This is a genomic window from Hahella sp. NBU794 (assembly GCF_050749805.1).
In the GTDB taxonomy this organism is placed as follows: domain Bacteria; phylum Pseudomonadota; class Gammaproteobacteria; order Pseudomonadales; family Oleiphilaceae; genus Hahella.
In genome coordinates, this window is the sequence record NZ_CP192738.1 from 1,746,065 (window position 1) to 1,764,588 (window position 18,524).

Here is an 18,524-nt window from a genome sequence, read left to right on the forward strand (position 1 = left end):
TATGGCTGAACTCGCCAAAGAAATACTTCCCGTCAATATTGAAGATGAACTGAAACAATCCTACCTCGACTACGCGATGAGCGTTATCGTAGGCCGTGCCTTGCCGGACGCGCGAGACGGCCTTAAGCCGGTGCATCGCCGCGTTTTGTTTGCGATGAACGAGTTGGGGAACGATTGGAACAAAGCCTATAAGAAATCCGCCCGTGTGGTCGGTGACGTCATCGGTAAATATCACCCCCATGGCGACTCCGCCGTATACGACACCATTGTGCGTATGGCGCAGCCATTCTCGCTGCGATACACCCTGGTGGACGGGCAGGGCAACTTCGGCTCCATCGACGGCGATAGCGCAGCGGCAATGCGTTATACGGAAATCCGTATGGAGAAGATCGCCCATGAAATGCTGGCCGATCTCGATAAAGAAACGGTCGACTTCGCCCCTAACTACGATGGCTCTGAGCAGATTCCCGTCGTACTGCCGACCAAAGTGCCCAATCTCCTAGTGAATGGGTCCTCAGGCATCGCGGTAGGGATGGCGACGAACATTCCTCCTCATAACCTGACCGAAGTGGTCAACGGATGCCTCGCTTACCTGGATAACAGCGACATAACCATCGATGAGCTGATGGAGTTTATTCCGGGACCTGACTTTCCCACTGCCGCCATCATTAATGGTCGCGCGGGGATTTTGGAGGCGTACCGCACTGGCCGAGGCCGGATTTATATTCGTGCTCGCTATGAAATTGAGCAGGATAAGAAAACCAGTAAGGAAACGATTGTCATTACTGAGATTCCTTATCAGGTTAACAAGGCCAAGCTGGTTGAGAAAATCGCTGAGCTGGTCAAAGAGAAAAAGGTTGAAGGCATCACCGAGCTGCGTGATGAATCCAGTAAGGAAGGGATGAGGGTCGTTATTGAGTTGCGTCGCGGCGAAAACGCGGACGTACTCATGAACAACCTGTTCGCCCTTACGCCATTGGAAACCGTATTCGGCATCAATATGGTCGCCTTGATTAATGGCGAGCCCAAGCTGCTGAACCTGAAAGACTGTATTGAATGTTTCGTACGTCACCGTCGTGAAGTGGTGACGCGCCGGACCATTTACGAGTTGCGTAAAGCTCGTGAGCGCGGCCACATCCTGGAAGGTCAGGCGGTTGCGCTGGCGAACATCGACCCGGTTATCGCTGTTATCAAGGCTTCTTCCACTGGCGCGGAAGCCAAAGAGCGTTTGATGGCGCAAGGCTGGTCTCCGGGTGCGGTGACAGGCATGCTGGAGCGCGCAGGCGAAGACGCCTGTCGTCCTGATGACTTGGCGCCTGAATTTGGTCTGCGTGATGGCCTGTATTTCCTGTCTGAAGTGCAGGCGCAATCTATTCTCGACTTGCGTCTGCAAAAGCTGACTGGTCTGGAAATTGAAAAAATTAACGACGAGTACCGCAGCATCATCGAGCAAATTGCTGAGTTGCTGGAGATTCTGCAGAATCCAGAGCGTCTGATGGAGGTTATCCGTGAAGAACTGGAAGCTGTCCGCGAAGAATTTGGCGACGCTCGCGTAACGGAAATTACCGCTTCCAAGCGAGATCTTACGATTGCTGACCTGATCGCCGAAGAAGACATGGTGGTTACGTTGTCTCACAAAGGCTACGCGAAGACTCAGCCGCTGGAAGCGTATCAGGCGCAGAAACGAGGCGGCAAAGGCAAGGCCGCGACGGCGATTCGCGACGAAGATTTTGTCGAGAAGCTTTTGATCGCCAGCTCTCACGATACGATATTGTGTTTCACCTCTCACGGTAAACTGTATTGGCTTAAGACCTATGAAATTCCTCAGGCAAGCCGTACTGCCCGTGGTCGTCCGATCGTAAATATTCTGCCGCTGGCGGAAGATGAGCGCATCACTACCATGTTGCCGGTGCGTGAATACGCGGCTGATCACTATGTGTTCATGGCCACCCGTCAGGGGACCGTCAAGAAAACGCCATTAGAGAACTTCTCGCGTCCTCGCAGCAGCGGCTTGATCGCTTTGGCGCTGGATGAAGGCGATATGCTGATCGGCGCAGCCATTACCGATGGTAAGAAAGACGTCATGCTGTTCAGCAGCAGCGGTAAAGCCATTCGCTTCAATGAAGACGACGTGCGACCAATGGGGCGCACCGCTCGCGGCGTTAGAGGTATTCGTATGGCGGAAGGGCAAACTGTCGTTTCCCTTATCATTCCGCAAGAAGATGCATTCATCCTTACTGCAAGTCGTAAAGGCTACGGTAAGCGGACTGCGGTGTCGGAGTTCCCTGTATACGGGCGTGGAGGCCAGGGTGTTATCGCTATCCAGTGTTCTGAACGGAATGGCGACCTGGTAAGCGCGGTGCAGGTAATCAGCGGCGATCAGCTTATGTTAATCAGTAACCAGGGAACATTGGTGCGGACTCGTTCGGACGAAGTCTCTATCGTCGGAAGAAATACTCAGGGCGTGCGATTGATCCGTCTGTCTGAATCGGAAGACTTGGTTGGCGTAGAGCGGATTGCAGAGCCGGAGGAAGACGAAAATGACTTCCAGGGCGAAGAAGGTGAAGGCGCTGAAGTCATTGGTGGTGATGAGTTGGACTCTGGCGAATCAGGTGAGGAAGGCTCCGAGGCGGAAGAATAACTTTCGCTTCGGTTGGCTTGTCTGAGAAGTTTATTTGACCAAATACCGGAGAGCGGCCTGTATGGCTGAAAGAAAGTTTAATTTTTGCGCGGGCCCTTCCGCGCTGCCTACGGAAGTGTTGTTGCAGGCTCAGGCGGAACTGCTCGATTGGCGGGGTAAAGGCCTGTCAATTATGGAGATGAGCCATCGCAGTGACGATTTTGTCTCTGTGGCGGTTGAGGCGGAACGTGACTTTCGCGAACTGATGTCTGTGCCTGACAATTACAAGGTTCTCTTTGTGCAGGGTGGCGCTGCGACCCAGTTTGCGTCAGTGCCGCTTAATCTGCTGAAGCTTGGCGCTGAAGCGGATTATATCGACACGGGTATTTGGTCGAAGAAGGCGATTGCTGAAGCGGGGCGCTACCTTAAGGTGAATGTTGCCGCGTCAGCTAAAGATAATGGCTATTCCCGCATTCCTGCTCGCAGTGAGTGGCGTTTGAGTGAAAGTGCAGGTTATGTGCACTACACGCCGAATGAAACGATTGGCGGCGTTGAGTTTCTCGATATTCCTGACGTGGGTGATAAACCCTTGGTGGCGGATATGTCTTCCACCATATTGTCCCGTCCTGTAGATATCAGTCGCTTCGGGGTGATATACGCTGGCGCACAGAAGAATATTGGGCCCGCTGGCCTGACGCTGGTTATCGTGCGAGAAGATTTGCTGGGTTATGCTTCCGACAGTCTGCCCACCATGCTGAACTATAAAGTGGCTAGTGAAAATGACTCCATGGTCAACACTCCGCCTACTTTTTCCTGGTACTTGGCTGGCCTGGTATTCAAGTGGCTGAAAGGAAAAGGGGGGGTGCAGGCTATGGAAGCGATTAACTGCCGCAAAGCTGACAAGCTCTATTCGTACATAGACGACAGCGAGTTTTACGCGAACCCGATAGACCTGTCTTGCCGCTCTTGGATGAATGTGCCTTTTACCCTGAAAGACGACAGTCTGGATCAGAAGTTTCTACAAGAAGCAGAAGAGGCTGGTTTGCTTAATTTGCAAGGGCATCGTTCTGTTGGAGGGATGCGCGCCAGTTTGTATAACGCATTGCCGGAAGAGGCGGTGGATGCGCTGGTTGGATTTATGCAAGATTTCGCCGGGAGGAACGCCTGATTCATGACCTCTGAGCAGACCGAACTCGCCAAGCTGCGCGAACGAATAGATCAGATTGACCGTCAACTACTGGCGTTGATTTGTGAGCGGGCCAAGTGCGCGCAAAATGTCGCGGAAGTGAAAATGCGCGGCAATACAGGGCAGGATGTCGTTTTTTATCGCCCAGAGCGGGAAGCTCAGGTTTTACGGAAAATAATGGACGATAACCCGGGGCCGCTGAGTGATGAAGAGGTGGCCAGGCTGTTTCGGGAAGTTATGTCGGCCTGTCTTGCCCTTGAGGCGCCATTGCATATTGCGTTTTTGGGGCCTGAGGGCGCCTTTACTCATGCGGCTGCGCTTAAGCACTTCGGGCATTCCGGTGTCTGTCTGCCTCATTACGCTATTGATGAGGTTTTTCGTGAGGTCGAAGCGGGGGCGGCTCATTACGGCGTAGTCCCGGTGGAAACCTCCAATGAAGGCGTGATCAGCCACACTCTGGATGTGTTTGTTAATTCGCCTCTGCTGATCTGCGGTGAGGTGGAGGTGCGCACTCACCACTTCTTGATAGCCCCAGAACAAGTGGATGCCGCTGATATCAAGGTTGTTTACTCCTTGGCGCAGTCATTTTCTTTGTGCCGGCAGTGGCTGGATGAAAAGTGGCCGGGGGTGGAGCGTATTGCGGTACCCAGCCATGCGGACGCTGTAAAACGGGCGTCTGAGCGTCAGGATGCAGCTGCAGTAGCTGGTGAGCACTGCGCCAGACTGTATGGTATGAAAGTGCTGGCGAAAAATATCGAAGATCATCCTGATCAGATCGCCAGGTATTTGATTATTGGTAAAAATTCGGCTCCGCCAAGTGGGGATGACAAAACATCTCTGATGGTTACCATTCGCGATGAGCCGGGCGCTCTGTACAAGATGCTAGGCGTGTTTCATCGTCAAAATCTGAGCCTGACAAGAATTGATTCGCGTCCCGCCCTCAGTGGCGCACGTCGCTATCACTTCTTTGTGGACTTTATCGGCCATAAAGATCTGCCAGAGGTTGGTGTGGCGATTCAGGAGTTATCCCGGGACGCTCTTGACGTGCGATGTCTGGGGTCGTATCCCAAAGGCGTGCTTTAGGCGCGCCCTCCGCTGGTCTCAGTAGGTTGGCTTTTTTGGTATCTTAGCCCTTGAGGGCGTTTCAATTTATTCTTTATACGGACATGGCCGTCAAGCGCGCCTGATTAACAATGTTGCAATCCCGAGTTAAATGTTTGGCTGTTGTCGGACTGGGTCTGATCGGCGGTTCTTTAGCCAAGGCTGTGAAAGAGCGCAGTTTGGCGGAGAAAGTAATTGGTTATGATCGGCGCGATTCTGAGGCTGCATTAGCCGTGCGTTTGGGGGTTGTTGATGAGGCTGCCCCGGATCTTGTCACGCTTGCTTCACGGGCGGATGTCATTGTTTTGGCGGTGCCGGTTGGCGCGGTCGCTCCAGTGTTGGAGGAAATGAGATCGGCTTTGCGAAGCGATCACATTCTGACGGATGTGGGAAGTGTGAAAGGTGAGATAGAAAAAGCCTTTATCTCTGTATTTGGTGAAATGCCAGCGAATGCTGTGCTGGGGCACCCTATCGCTGGCTCTGAAAAGAGCGGCGTTCAGGCCGCTAATAGTGCTTTGTTTGAGAATCATAAAACCATATTGACGCCGGTTCCGGTGACGGACTCTCATGCGCTGGGAGTGGTGGCGGCTCTGTGGCGCGGCATTGGGGCGGAAGTGCTCTTCATGTCGGTGGCTCACCATGATGAGGTGTTGGCTGCAACCAGTCACTTGCCTCACTTGATCGCTTTTTCGCTGGTCGATACGCTGGCGGGGGCGGATGATAATAAAGAAATATTTCGCTATGCGGCGGGCGGCTTCAGGGATTTTACCCGAATTGCCGCCAGCGACCCGGTGATGTGGCGGGACGTTTACCTGACTAACCGGGATGCGGTGCTGAAAGTGTTGGATGCGTTTGACGCGGATTTAAAAAAGCTGCGCAGCGCTATTGCTGATGGGGACGGACAAACGTTACTTGGTGTGTTCACCCGGGCCCGGGCGGCCCGCGAACATTTCACAAAAATGCTTGAAGGAAAGGCTTACAAGACTGATATGGCTAACAATGTGACCTACGTTGCCGGGAAAGGCGGTCCGGTGTGCGGCGATATTCGCGTGCCCGGAGATAAATCGATGTCCCATCGCTCCATCATGCTGGGTTCGCTGGCGGAAGGCGTTACGGAAATTGAGGGTTTTCTTGAAGGGGAGGACGCTCTGGCCACCCTGCAGGCGTTCCGGGATATGGGTGTCGTCATTGAGGGGCCGGATCGCGGTTCAGTAAGAATAAATGGTGTGGGCATGCATGGCCTGAAACAGCCGCCAGGGCCTCTGTATTTGGGTAACTCCGGAACTTCCATGCGTTTGCTTGCAGGTTTGTTGAGTGGTCAGTCGTTCGATGTTGAACTGACGGGCGATGAGTCCTTGTCCAAGCGGCCTATGGAGCGGGTTGCAAAGCCGCTGCGGGAAATGGGTGCGGAAATCTCCACATCTGAGGGCGGACGCCCCCCTGTCAAAATTAAAGGCGGCTCCAAGCTATACGGTATTCATTATGACATGCCTGTCGCCAGCGCCCAGGTTAAGTCCAGTCTGGTCCTCGCAGGTCTTTATGCCGATGGTGAAACCTCTGTGACGGAGCCTGCGCCCACACGGGATCACAGCGAGCGAATGCTGCGTGGTTTTGGTTATCCTGTGGATGTGAATGGCCCCAAGGTGACGATTGAGGGCGGCCATAGGCTGAACGCTACCAAAATCGATGTCCCTTCGGATATCTCTTCCGCAGCGTTTTTCCTGGTTGCGGCGAGCATTACTCCCGGCTCGGATCTGACCTTGCGCCATGTCGGTGTCAATCCGACTCGTGTTGGCGTTATTAGTATTCTTAAGTTGATGGGCGCTGATATTGAGTTGTCCAACCATAAAGAAGTGGGTGGTGAGCCGGTGGCTGACATCCGTGTGCGCTATGCTCCTTTGAAAGGGATCCGTATTCCAGAGGACCAGGTGCCTTTGGCGATTGATGAGTTTCCGGTTCTGTTTATCGCTGCCGTGTGCGCTGAGGGAGAAACTGTGTTGAGTGGCGCGGAAGAGTTGCGGGTCAAGGAAAGCGACCGTATTCAAACCATGGCGGATGGTCTGGCGGCGCTGGGAGTCGGTAGCGAAGTAAAAGAGGACGGTATTGTATTGCGTGGCGCGGAAATCGGCGGCGGCGCAGTAGATAGTCATGGCGATCATCGCATAGCAATGGCTTTTGCCGTGGCGTCTTTAAGAGCTACCGGCGCTATTGTTATTAAAGATTGCGCTAACGTCGCTACGTCATTCCCTGGCTTCACGACTCTGGCGAATGAGGTTGGTTTTAATCTTCGGACTGAGGAGACAGCATGAAGGTGAGTTCTGGCATTCCTGTCATCACCCTTGATGGTCCCTCTGGCTCAGGCAAGGGAACCATCGCGCAGCTGACTGCGCGGGCGTTGGGATGGAATATTCTGGACTCCGGCGCACTGTATCGACTGACTGCCTTGAGCGCTGAGCGGCAAAGCGTTGATTTGGCTGATGAAGTCGTCGTAGCGAAAGTCGCTGAAACCTTGGATGTGCGTTTTGAAGCGGGAACTCCCGGTCAGCCGGTGTCCGTTATTTTAATGGGCGACGACGTGACTCTGGAAATCCGGACGGAAACCTGTGGCGCTATGGCCTCGCGGGTGGCAGCGTACCCTATGGTGCGCGCCGCTTTGTTGCAGCGGCAGCGGGACTTTCAGTCCGCGCCGGGGTTGGTGGCGGACGGGCGAGACATGGGGACGGTCGTGTTTCCTGACGCTCCATGTAAGATATTTATGACTGCAAGCGCCGAAGTAAGGGCGCGGCGAAGATATGATCAGTTGAAGCAGCAAGGCGAGAGTGTTAAAATTTCGCACCTTTTAAAAGAGATAAAGGAACGCGATGAGCGTGACACGAATCGGTCAAACGCTCCTTTGCGACCTGCGGATGACGCCGTAGTCCTTGATACTTCTGACTTTTCGGTGGATGAGGTGTTGGAGAAAGTACTCCAGATCTGGTCTTCCCGTCAATCCTGAGTGTCCATCACTACGGTAAATTAATTAACCGGTGATCTTTTTTCGGGAGTATGCCAGTAATGCCCGGAATAAGATTTTAATCGAACAGACCGTGCTTGCTGGCCGCGCGGATGAAAATGTTCAACAGGAAACACAATGAGCGAGAGCTTTGCTGAGCTTTTTGAAGAAAGTTTAAAACAAATTGATATGAAACCCGGCTCTATCGTTAAGGGCGTAGTGGTTGATATCGATGAAGACTGGGTTACTGTAAACGCAGGCCTTAAGTCCGAGGGTGTAATCCCTGTAGCACAGTTCCTGAACGAGAAAGGGGAACTGAATCTGCAAGTCGGCGACGAAGTTGAGGTTGCTCTCGACGCAGTTGAAGACGGCTTTGGCGAAACCCGCCTGTCTCGCGAAAAAGCGAAGCGTGCGGAAGCCTGGAAAGATCTTGAAAAAGCTTTCGAAGCAAACGAAGTTGTTAACGGCGTTATCAACGGCAAGGTCAAAGGTGGTTTCACTGTTGAACTGGGCGGCATCCGCGCATTCCTTCCTGGTTCCTTGGTAGATGTGCGTCCTATTCGCGACACTGCGCATCTGGAAGGAAAGGATCTCGAATTCAAAGTTATCAAGCTGGATCAAAAGCGTAACAACGTAGTTGTTTCACGCCGTGCGGTTCTGGAAGCGGAAAACAGCGCTGAGCGCGACGCTCTGCTGCAAACTCTGCAGGAAGGTATGGAAGTCAAAGGTATCGTTAAGAACCTGACTGACTACGGCGCATTCGTTGATCTGGGTGGTGTTGACGGTCTGTTGCACATCACTGACATGGCTTGGAAGCGTATCAAGCATCCTAGCGAAATCGTTAACGTTGGCGACGAAATCACCGTTAAGGTGTTGAAGTTCGATCGTGAGCGTAACCGCGTATCTCTGGGTCTGAAACAGCTGGGCGAAGATCCATGGGTTGCTATCAAAGAGCGTTACCCAGAGAACACCCGCGTTACTGCGCGCGTTACTAATCTGACTGACTACGGCTGCTTTGCTGAGTTGGAAGAAGGTGTTGAAGGTCTGGTTCACGTTTCAGAAATGGATTGGACCAACAAGAACATTCACCCATCCAAAGTTGTTCAACTGGGCGACGAACTGGAAGTGATGGTTCTGGATATCGACGAGGAGCGTCGTCGTATCTCTCTGGGTATCAAGCAGTGTCACGCTAACCCATGGGAAGAGTTCTCCGGCAACTTCAACAAGGGCGACCGTATCTCCGGTAAGATTAAGTCTATTACCGACTTCGGTATCTTCCTTGGTCTGGAAGGCGGCATCGACGGTCTGGTTCACCTGTCCGACATTTCTTGGAACGAGCCAGGCGAAGAAGCTGTTCGCAAGTACAAGAAGGGCGACGACCTGGAGACTGTGATCCTGTCTATCGATCCTGAGCGTGAGCGTATCTCTCTGGGTATCAAGCAGCTGGAAAGCGACCCATTTGCTGAGTTCACTCAGTTGAATGAGAAAGGCTCTATCGTTACTGGTACTGTTAAGTCCGTTGACGCCAAAGCTGCTGTGATCGCTCTGAACGACGAAGTTGAAGCAACTTTGAAAGCGTCTGAAATCAGCCGCGATAAAGTTGAAGACGCTCGCAACGTGCTGAAAGAAGGCGACGAAGTTGAAGCGAAAATCATCAGCGTTGACCGTAAAAACCGCGTGATCAACCTTTCCATCAAGTCTAAGGACATTGATGAAGAGAAGCAGGCGATTCGCGATGTCAAAGAGAAGCAAACTGAAGCTCAAGGTCCGACCACTATCGGTGATCTGATCAAAGAGCAATTGCAGCAGCAACAGTAATTTCTCTTAGATATATTCTCTAAAAAAACGGGCTATATGCCCGTTTTTTTTGTGTTTTTTTAAATCTTTAACTACACTTCTGACGAAGGCTACGATAAGGAAGCTTCTATGACCAAATCAGAGTTAGTCGAGATTATTGCGCAAAAACAACCACAACTTTCGATAAAAGACGTTGAGCTCGCGGTTAAAACGATCATAGAGTACATGTCACAATCTCTGTCCCAGGGGCAGCGCATAGAAATACGGGGATTCGGCAGTTTTAGTCTCCATTATCGCGCTCCACGGGTAGGGCGTAATCCCAAAACAGGTGAGACTGTCCATCTTCCTGCGAAGTATGTACCGCACTTCAAGCCTGGTAAGGAATTGAGAGATGAGGTTAACGCAAGTCTCAAGGCCGGTTATTAATCGCCGGCGTCAAACCGCTAATTAATTGTAAGTGCACGTTTTTCTATGCCTGACATCAAATCCAGGTATGGTAAGATAGTGCACCCAATTAGACCGGTTCGGGTGCGCTAATGTCCAAGCTTAAAAAAATCTTTTTGCTATGCCTTGTCTTCCTGATGGTGATTGTTGGTGTAGTATTTGTGCTGCTGAATAATTCCAAGCTGGAGCTAGACCTCTTCTTCTACCACACGGGGCCTGTGAATGTTTCCATTCTGATCGGGTTGGCGTTTGTTGTAGGGTTTCTATTGGGGATGGCGGTAACTAGTTTGACCGTTCTGAAGTTGAAAATTTTCGGTAAAAAAGGGCGTGATCGCGCCATAAAGTCATCTACGCAGGTTGTCGCCAGCAAATCATAAGGGCTTATGGAATACCTTGGCCAATTGTTGTTAATTGCCGTTGCAATAGGCATTGGTTGGCTGATCTGTTTTATTCAGGGGCGAGTTGGTCAGACTGCCAGAGCTATTAGGCGGGGCGGCGAATATCCTAAGTCCTTGCAATATCTTTTTGAGGCGTATGATGCGCCGACTCTGGACTCTTTTGTTCAGGAGTTAGAGATAAATCAGCATACGGTTCAGCTTCACCTCTCAATCGCCAACTTCTTTCGCCGTAAGGGCGAAATCGAAAAAGCGACGGCGATCCATCAGAATCTTCTTTCACATCCAGACGCAAGAATCAAACACGGTGAGCAGCTTACTTATGAGCTGGCTCAGGACTATATGTTTGTTGGTCTGTATGACAGGGCTGAAGCTCTTTTCATTGAGCTGGCGGCGTCCCGGCAGTGGCGGAAGCTGAGTACCGAGTGTCTTCTTGAAATCTATGAGCACGAAAAGGAGTGGGGAGTTGCGCGTGAGCGCGCTTTAACGCTGGACTTTAAGCGGGATCGAGACGTGCAGGTGCGGCTGGCTCAATACTGTTGTGAGATGGCTGAGCGCAGTATGCGGCGTAAGGAATATTCAGACGCAACGCGCCATCTTCGAGAGGCGCTGATGTATGACAAGTTTTGCGCTAGAGCAAGTATTCAAGTGGCTCAGGTTTGCGTCGCCACGGAGCAGTATCCTGAAGCGCTGGCGGAATTGAAGCGTATTGAGCAGCAGAACCCAATGTTTCTCTCGGAAGTCGTTGGGTTGGTGAAAGAGATATGCGAAAAGCTTAATGAGCGGGAGCGACTGCTGAAAATACTTCAAAGAATGTGGGAGCTGCAGCCGTCAGCGAAAGTAATGATTGCGCTGTCCGGCGCTCTCAACGAAAACGAGAATATGGAAGAGGCGATAGAGTTTCTTTTAGGGCAGTTAAATGCTCACCCTACTCTTGGTGGTGTGAAAGCGTTGTTGGTGTTGTTGGTTCCTTATGCGGACCCTGAGCCCAAGCGTTGGATTATGATTGTGAAAGGGGTGCTGGAGACGCTTTTGGAGAAGAATCACTCCTATTTATGTGAAAGTTGTGGCTTTTCGGGGCGGCATTTGCACTGGCAGTGTCCCAGTTGCAAAAAATGGGGAGTGGTGAAGCCGTTGCCATGGGTGTAGGTTTGGCGCGGTTAGTGGTTGGGTTATGGTAATAAGTGACGTGAGAGAAAGGTGAGACGATGGTAAGTGGACCAAGAGTTGTGGTGGCTTTGGACTTTTCTGATAGAAAACAGCTTGATGAGTTTGTCGCCAAGCTTGATCCAGGCTTATGTCGGCTTAAGGTTGGCAAGGAGCTGTTTACAACATTTGGGCCCGCTATAGTTGAGCAACTGCAGGTGCGCGGCTTTGAGGTATTTCTAGACCTTAAGTTTCATGATATTCCCAATACAACGGCGCAGGCGGTGAAAGCAGCGGCTGGTTTGGGGGTATGGATGGTGAACGTGCATGCGTCCGGTGGCAGAAGAATGATGGAGGCGTGTCGCGAGGTGTTGGAGCAAGGGCCTCATGCGCCGTTGCTGATTGCTGTTACGATGCTAACCAGCTTGAGTGATGAGGAGATCGTTGAGATAGGGTTTCCCTGCTCAGCTCAAGAGATGGTCGGCAGGCTTGCGGGTTTGGCGCAAAGTAGCGGAATGGATGGCGTCGTGTGTTCTGCTCAAGAGGCTCCCTTGTTGCGTCGTGCGCACGGCGAGGAATTTTGCTTGGTAACGCCGGGCATCAGACCTGCCGCGGCTGCGGCGGATGATCAGACGCGAATTGTTACTCCAGCTCAGGCGATTCTGGATGGAAGCTCATATTTGGTCGTGGGAAGACCTATTACCCGAGCATTAAATCCTCTGGATGCATTGCAGCAGATCGTCAAAGAAATTGAGTCGGTCTAAATTGGAGTTAGCTGTTGGTGGGCGAGGAGAGGTTATTCTCGTCGACCGATGGTGTGTAGAAAAAGTGGGCTTAATTTAGACAATAAAAAAGGCTGGTAAAACCAGCCTTTTTAAATTTGGCTCCCCGAGCTGGACTCGAACCAGCGACCCAATGATTAACAGTCATTTGCTCTACCAACTGAGCTATCAGGGAATGAAACCGTTAGTGGCGCGTATGATAATGACCTTTAATTTAAAGGTCAACACTTCGGAAGTGGTTTTTCTTTAGTGTTTTCAGCAAATAAAAAGCCCGCTGAACCGCGGGCTTTTTAACGCTCTTGGAGACTGTCTTGAGCGTTTATTTGATCGCTTTCGCGATGCGCTCCATGGCTTGTTCCAGATTTTGCATGCTGGTGGCGAAGGAGATACGCAAATGTCCAGGCGCGCCAAAAGCGGAGCCTGGAACCAGGGCGACGCCTGCTTCGGTCAGGAGATACTCAGCCAAGTCCAGATCGTTATAGATATTTTCCATACGATCGATCACGCCTTGGAATCCTGGGAATGCGTAAAAGGTTCCGTCCACGGGCAGGCAAGTTACGCCGGGCATGTCGTTAAAGGCTTTAACGACAAAGTCGTGACGTTTCTTGAACTCTTTTACCATTTCTCCAATGCACTCCTGTGGGCCGTTCAGCGCGGCGGCTGCGGCGGCTTGGGAGATGGAGCAGGGGTTGGACGTGCTTTGCGACTGAATTTTTTTCATGGCCGCGATCGCTTTGGCGGGGCCCGCCGCGTAACCGATGCGCCAGCCGGTCATGGAGTAAGCTTTGGAAACGCCATTCAGGACAAAAGTGCGGTCGTAAAGGTCTGGGCATACACTCAAAATATTGACGAAATCTTCGCCAGTCCACAGCGTATGCTCGTACATATCGTCTGTCGCCACCATCACGGATGGATGTTTGCGCAGCACTTCGCCTAAAGCGGACAGCTCTTCTTTGCTATAAGCCATACCGGTTGGGTTGGAAGGGCTGTTCATTACTACCAGGCGGGTTTTGCTGGTGATTGCGGCGTCCAACTGCTCCGCAGTGATTTTGAACCGCGTCGCTTCGGTGGTCTCAATGATGACAGGTTTGCCGTCCGCGACAATAACCATGTCGGGGTAAGACACCCAATAAGGCGCGGGGATAATGACTTCGTCACCTTCATCCAAAAGAGCTAAAGCAAGATTGAAAAAGCTTTGCTTGCCCCCGCTGGAGACCAAAATCTGGTTGGCTTCGTAATTCAGGTTATTATCGCGTTGGAATTTGCTGATAATCGCGTTCTTTAGTGCAGGGGTTCCATCGACTGAGGTATATTTGGTCTGGCCCGCGTTAATCGCGGCGATAGCGGCGTCCTTAATATGCTGGGGGGTATCAAAATCAGGTTCTCCGGCGCCTAAACCAATAATATCTTTCCCGGCGGCTTTGAGTTCCGCCGCGCGGTTGGTGACAGCCAGAGTGGGAGAGGGTTTGATTGCTTGAACACGGCGTGAGAGATCGATTTCCAACGGAGTAATTCCTCGATTTTGGTGGTTAAGCTTGATAAGTTGGCCAATGGCTTGAATTAAGGCGAACGGCGCGCCCAATCAATGGCCAAACGGTATAATTCTACAATGTCGTCGATTCATACGTAAGTGAGTAATGCAAAAGTTTCAGCTTAAAGCGAATTATCAGCCAGCGGGCGATCAGCCCGGCGCCATCGCCGGATTAGTGGATGGACTGCGCGACGGTCTGCTGCACCAGACATTGCTGGGAGTTACCGGCTCAGGGAAAACGTTCACCATGGCCAATGTCATTGCGGAAATGCAGCGGCCCGCTATGGTGATGGCGCACAACAAAACCCTGGCGGCGCAGTTGTATGGAGAATTCAAAGAGTTTTTCCCAGATAACGCAGTGGAATACTTTGTCTCCTACTATGATTACTACCAGCCGGAAGCTTACGTGCCGTCTTCCGACACCTATATCGAAAAAGACTCCTCTATTAACGACCACATTGAGCAAATGCGTCTGTCGGCCACCAAAGCGCTGATGGAGCGTAAAGATGTGGTGATCGTCGCCACTGTCTCCGCGATCTATGGTTTGGGCGATCCGCAGTCCTACAAAAAGATGATGTTGCACCTGGATCGAGGCGATAAGGTTGATCAACGATCTTTGTTGCGCCGGCTGGCGGAATTGCAGTACACACGCAACGACCTGGAGTTGCACCGGGCTAACTACCGGGTGAGGGGGGACGTCATTGATGTATTTCCTGCGGAATCCGAATCGGACGCGCTGCGTATTGAGCTATTCGACGACGAAATTGAATCGCTGTCCTGGTTTGACCCTTTAACGGGAGAAGTATACCGGCGCGTGCCGCGAGCGACTATCTATCCGAAAACCCACTATGCCACGCCGCGCCAGGTCATACTGGATGCGACGGATCAAATAAAGACGGAGCTGCAGGAGCGTTTGCAGCAGTTTCGCGGCTCCAGCAAGTTGCTGGAGGCTCAGCGGCTGGAAGAGCGCACCAAGTATGATCTGGAGATGATGTTCGAGCTGGGTTACTGCAACGGCATAGAGAACTACTCCCGGTATCTGTCCGGCCGTCAGGCGGGAGAGCCGCCGCCGACCTTATTTGATTATCTCCCTTCCGATTCCCTGCTATTTATAGATGAATCTCACGTGACGATTCCGCAGATCGGCGCTATGTATCGCGGCGACCGTTCCCGTAAGGAAACGTTGGTGTCCTATGGGTTCCGGTTGCCCTCTGCGTTGGATAACCGTCCTTTACGCTTTGATGAGTGGGAGCGTCTGGCTCCGCAAATGATTTTTGTATCAGCGACGCCCGGCAACTACGAGGCTGACCATCAAGGACAAGTAGTAGAACAGGTCGTGCGTCCCACCGGCTTGGTTGACCCGGAAATAGAAGTATTGCCGGCCTCCACTCAGGTTGATGATCTGTTAGGACAGATCCATGATCGGGTGGAGCGCAACGAGCGTGTGTTGGTGACCACACTGACCAAGAGAATGGCGGAGGATTTAACGGACTTCCTGTTGGATAAAGGCATTCGTGTGCGTTATCTGCACTCAGATGTGGAAACTGTCGAGCGGGTGGAGATCATTCGCGATTTGCGCTTAGGCGAGTTTGACGTGCTGGTAGGCATCAACTTGCTGCGTGAAGGTTTGGACATGCCGGAGGTTTCCCTGGTCGCCATTTTGGATGCGGATAAAGAAGGCTTCCTGCGTTCAGATCGTTCACTGATTCAGACTATCGGCCGGGCGGCGCGGAACGTGCGCGGCAAAGCGATCTTATATGCGGATAAAATCACTGGCTCCATGCAGCGAGCGATGGATGAAACCGAGCGTCGGCGTAATAAACAGATCAGCTATAACGAAGAGCATGGCGTTGTGCCACGTGGGTTGGACAAGAAAGTCGCCGACATCATGGAAGGCGCGCGGGTTCCTGGCTCCAAGAAAGGCGCGTCACAGCGCAGAGTGGCGGAAACAGCTTCTTCCTATAATGTAGAAACCGAAGCGAGAACGCCGCAGGAATACGCGAAAATGATACAGAAGCTGGAAACCGCTATGTACGAAGCCGCCCGTAATCTGGAGTTTGAGAAAGCCGCACAGTTGCGGGATCAACTCAAAGAACTGAAAGAAAAAGGCCTGCAATAAAAGAAGAAGTAATGGCGTTATTACAACTATATTGGCCCTACCTGACGGCGGGGGGGATAGGGCTTGCTCTCGCGCTTCTTGCGTTGATGGGGATGATGAGGCAACGCCGGCAGCGAAGAGAGCTTGAGCTGCGCAATGCTCAATTAATGGAAAAGCTCTTGGCTCGTGAGGACGAAGTGGCGCGTCTTCAGGATGCGTGTGCGGAAAAAACGCAACGCTGCGAGTCCCTGCAACGGGAAGTTGGTTTGCTGCAACAAAGTAATGCAGCGGTGAAGGCGCGGATGGAGTCTATCCATGAGCGTTATGTCAGTGCGGAGGCGGCGACCAGAAACAAAGACGCTGATTTGTCTGAGTTAACGCAGGCGCTTAGCGCCGCTCAGAGTGAGCTGGCGTCCTTGAAAACCGCCGCAGCGAAGGAGCAGTTACATCATCAGGAGAAGCTGAAGTTGTTGGAAGCGTCACGTGAGGCGCTGACGCAGGAATTTCAACTGTTGGCGAATCGCATCTTCGAAAGTAGCACGCAGAAACTGTCCGAGTTCAGCCAGAACAATCTGAAGACCATCCTCGATCCTTTGAATACGCAGTTGAATGACTTCCGTAAGAAAGTGGAAGACGTGTACGACAAGGAAGCGCAGCAGCGTTTCTCGTTATCTGCGGAAATCAAAAAGCTGCAAACCCTGAATGAGCGCATCAGTGATGACGCTATTAAGCTGACCAATGCGCTGAAAGGCGATAATAAGGCGGCTGGAACCTGGGGAGAAGTCATTCTGGAGCGCATCCTGGAGCGTTCCGGGCTGGTGAAAGGGCGCGAGTACGAAGTACAGAGCGCTCAACGAAATGAAGCCGGGCGCCGTATTCAGCCGGATGTGATTATTCGTCTTCCAGAGAATAAAAATGTTGTCGTCGACTCGAAAGTCAGTCTGGTAGCCTATGAGCAATACCATAACGCTACGGACGACAGCGCCCGCATGGACTACCTGAAACAGCATGTATTGTCTGTGCGGCAACATATTAAGGGGTTGAGCGGTAAGCGCTATCAAGACGCTTTAGGTCTGAACTCATTGGATTTTGTGCTGCTGTTTATCCCCATCGAAGGCGCCTTTGCGGCAGCGGTGCAGGGGGACCAAAGCCTGTTCAATGAAGCGTTTCAACAGAATGTGGTGATCGTCTCTCCTTCGACGCTTCTCGCGACTTTACGCACCATTCACAATATCTGGCGCTATGAGCATCAGTCGCAAAATGCGCAGGAAATCGCGCGGCAGGCTGGTTATTTGTACGACAAGTTCGTCAATTTCGTGCAGGATCTGGAGGAGGTCGGCCAGCGTTTGCAGCAGACGCAAGGCGCCTATGATACGGCTATGGGACGCTTGGCCACAGGGCGAGGCAATTTGATTACCCGGGTGGAGAAGCTGAAGCAGTTGGGCGCCCGCGCCGGTAAGCAATTGAGTGAATCTACACTGCAGCGGGCGCAAATGTCGGAAGAGGGCGACTCCCGAACGGCGTCGCTATCACTCGGTGACGGCGTCGGATTATGACGGAATGGTTTGCGGGCCTCTCTTGGCTCGAAGTCGCAACGCTGCTGGGAAGCAGTTTTCTAGGCTCTATGTTGACCGCCGCGCTTGGTGTTGGCGGCGGCGCATTTCTGATTGCCGTGATGGCGGATGTCGTGCCGCCGTTAGCCCTGATTCCCTTGCATGGCATTGTGCAAATGGGCTCTAACGCCAGCCGGGCCGCCTTGACCCGCAAGCATATTCAACCGCGTACAATTGCTTTCTTTTTGAGCGGCGCTCTCGTGGCGGCGCTCGCCGCAGTTTGGCTATTGGGGCGCGTCGATCCCGCCTGGATTCCTCCGCTGGTGGCGCTTTTCATCATCTGGTTGTGCTGGGGACCCATTCCTGAACTGGGATTGGGGAAAACCAAAGCAGGTTTGTTTTGCGGCGGTTTGTTGACGACACTGGCTACAATGATCGTTGGCGCAACCGGTCCCCTCGTGTCCGCCTGGCTCGGGCGTAGCGGCGTCGACCGCTGGACCTACACCGCTAACTTCTCCAGTTGTATGACGGCGCAACATTTGTTGAAAATTATGGTGTTCGGGTTAGCGGGGTTTGTTTTCACTCCCTGGCTTCCTTTGCTGGGTTTGATGGTGCTGGCGGGGTTTTTAGGCACCAAAGTCGGCTTGAAAATACTCGGTAAACTGCCCGAAGCGCGTTTTAAATCACTGTTCAAATGGGTGCTGACGTTGTTGGCGCTGCGTTTGTTGTGGCTATGGTGGCGAGGATTCTCCGCCTGAAACGCTGAACCCTGAAGTTGAATTCAGCCAGGGTTCAGGTAAGAAAGGATGTAATAGCGATAGTAATGATAGTTCCGCCTGTGACGCTGACGATGCGCCTCAGGTGGGAGATGAATAACCC

Annotated in this window: 14 protein-coding genes and 1 tRNA gene; 13 read left to right on the forward strand and 2 right to left on the reverse strand. The window is 52.3% G+C overall.

Annotated elements, in window-relative coordinates; translation table 11 throughout:
• Position 1 precedes the first annotated feature (1 nt).
• From gyrA to pyrF, 10 genes are all read left to right on the forward strand, one after another.
• Complete coding sequence (gene gyrA / locus ACQYWX_RS07865; RefSeq protein ID WP_431688412.1) at positions 2-2,641, forward strand: DNA gyrase subunit A; 2,640 nt, start codon at positions 2-4, stop codon at positions 2,639-2,641.
• 61 nt (positions 2,642-2,702) lie between these two features.
• A complete protein-coding gene (gene serC / locus ACQYWX_RS07870) occupies positions 2,703-3,788 on the forward strand; it encodes a 3-phosphoserine/phosphohydroxythreonine transaminase (RefSeq protein WP_431688413.1) in 1,086 nt (361 codons plus the stop codon).
• A 3-nt stretch (positions 3,789-3,791) separates the two neighbouring features.
• Positions 3,792-4,889, forward strand: coding sequence for a prephenate dehydratase (pheA, locus tag ACQYWX_RS07875; protein ID WP_216737292.1), 1,098 nt, complete (start codon positions 3,792-3,794; stop codon positions 4,887-4,889).
• Positions 4,890-4,999: 110 nt separating this feature from the next.
• Positions 5,000-7,216 (forward strand): bifunctional prephenate dehydrogenase/3-phosphoshikimate 1-carboxyvinyltransferase, encoded by a 2,217-nt coding sequence (locus ACQYWX_RS07880; protein ID WP_431688414.1) that lies wholly within the window; start codon positions 5,000-5,002, stop codon positions 7,214-7,216.
• Positions 7,213-7,902 (forward strand): (d)CMP kinase, encoded by a 690-nt coding sequence (cmk, locus tag ACQYWX_RS07885; protein ID WP_431688415.1) that lies wholly within the window; start codon positions 7,213-7,215, stop codon positions 7,900-7,902. Before ACQYWX_RS07880 ends, cmk begins: the two co-directional genes overlap by 4 nt.
• A 135-nt stretch (positions 7,903-8,037) precedes the next feature.
• Positions 8,038-9,717 carry a 30S ribosomal protein S1 gene (rpsA, locus tag ACQYWX_RS07890; RefSeq protein ID WP_216737289.1) on the forward strand — a complete coding sequence of 560 codons (1,680 nt, stop codon included), beginning with the start codon at positions 8,038-8,040 and terminating at the stop codon, positions 9,715-9,717.
• 108 nt (positions 9,718-9,825) lie between these two features.
• Positions 9,826-10,122 (forward strand): integration host factor subunit beta, encoded by a 297-nt coding sequence (locus ACQYWX_RS07895; protein ID WP_011398732.1) that lies wholly within the window; start codon positions 9,826-9,828, stop codon positions 10,120-10,122.
• 110 nt (positions 10,123-10,232) lie between these two features.
• Positions 10,233-10,517 (forward strand): hypothetical protein, encoded by a 285-nt coding sequence (locus tag ACQYWX_RS07900; RefSeq protein ID WP_431688416.1) that lies wholly within the window; start codon positions 10,233-10,235, stop codon positions 10,515-10,517.
• A 6-nt stretch (positions 10,518-10,523) separates the two neighbouring features.
• Positions 10,524-11,684, forward strand: a complete 1,161-nt coding sequence (lapB, locus tag ACQYWX_RS07905; RefSeq protein WP_431688417.1) for a lipopolysaccharide assembly protein LapB — start codon at positions 10,524-10,526, stop codon at positions 11,682-11,684.
• Positions 11,685-11,743: 59 nt separating this feature from the next.
• Positions 11,744-12,445, forward strand: a complete 702-nt coding sequence (gene pyrF / locus ACQYWX_RS07910) for an orotidine-5'-phosphate decarboxylase (protein ID WP_431688418.1) — start codon at positions 11,744-11,746, stop codon at positions 12,443-12,445.
• A gap of 117 nt (positions 12,446-12,562) precedes the next feature.
• On the opposite strand, the gene ACQYWX_RS07915 is transcribed toward pyrF, so the two are convergent.
• Both ACQYWX_RS07915 and ACQYWX_RS07920 read right to left on the reverse strand, forming a co-directional pair.
• Positions 12,563-12,638: transfer RNA gene (locus ACQYWX_RS07915), tRNA-Asn, on the reverse strand.
• Positions 12,639-12,782: 144 nt separating this feature from the next.
• Positions 12,783-13,967, reverse strand: a complete 1,185-nt coding sequence (locus ACQYWX_RS07920) for a pyridoxal phosphate-dependent aminotransferase (RefSeq protein ID WP_431688419.1) — start codon at positions 13,965-13,967, stop codon at positions 12,783-12,785.
• A 133-nt stretch (positions 13,968-14,100) separates the two neighbouring features.
• Between ACQYWX_RS07920 and uvrB the strand changes: the two genes are divergently transcribed.
• From uvrB to ACQYWX_RS07935, 3 genes are read left to right on the forward strand one after another with little or no spacing between them, the layout of a single operon-like run.
• Positions 14,101-16,113 (forward strand): excinuclease ABC subunit UvrB, encoded by a 2,013-nt coding sequence (uvrB, locus tag ACQYWX_RS07925; RefSeq protein WP_216737285.1) that lies wholly within the window; start codon positions 14,101-14,103, stop codon positions 16,111-16,113.
• An 11-nt stretch (positions 16,114-16,124) separates the two neighbouring features.
• A complete protein-coding gene (gene rmuC, locus ACQYWX_RS07930; protein ID WP_431688420.1) occupies positions 16,125-17,648 on the forward strand; it encodes a DNA recombination protein RmuC in 1,524 nt (507 codons plus the stop codon).
• The gene (locus ACQYWX_RS07935) at positions 17,645-18,403 is read left to right on the forward strand and encodes a sulfite exporter TauE/SafE family protein (protein ID WP_216737283.1); all 759 of its coding nucleotides are present in this window, start codon (positions 17,645-17,647) and stop codon (positions 18,401-18,403) included. Before rmuC ends, ACQYWX_RS07935 begins: the two co-directional genes overlap by 4 nt.
• Positions 18,404-18,524 lie beyond the last annotated feature (121 nt).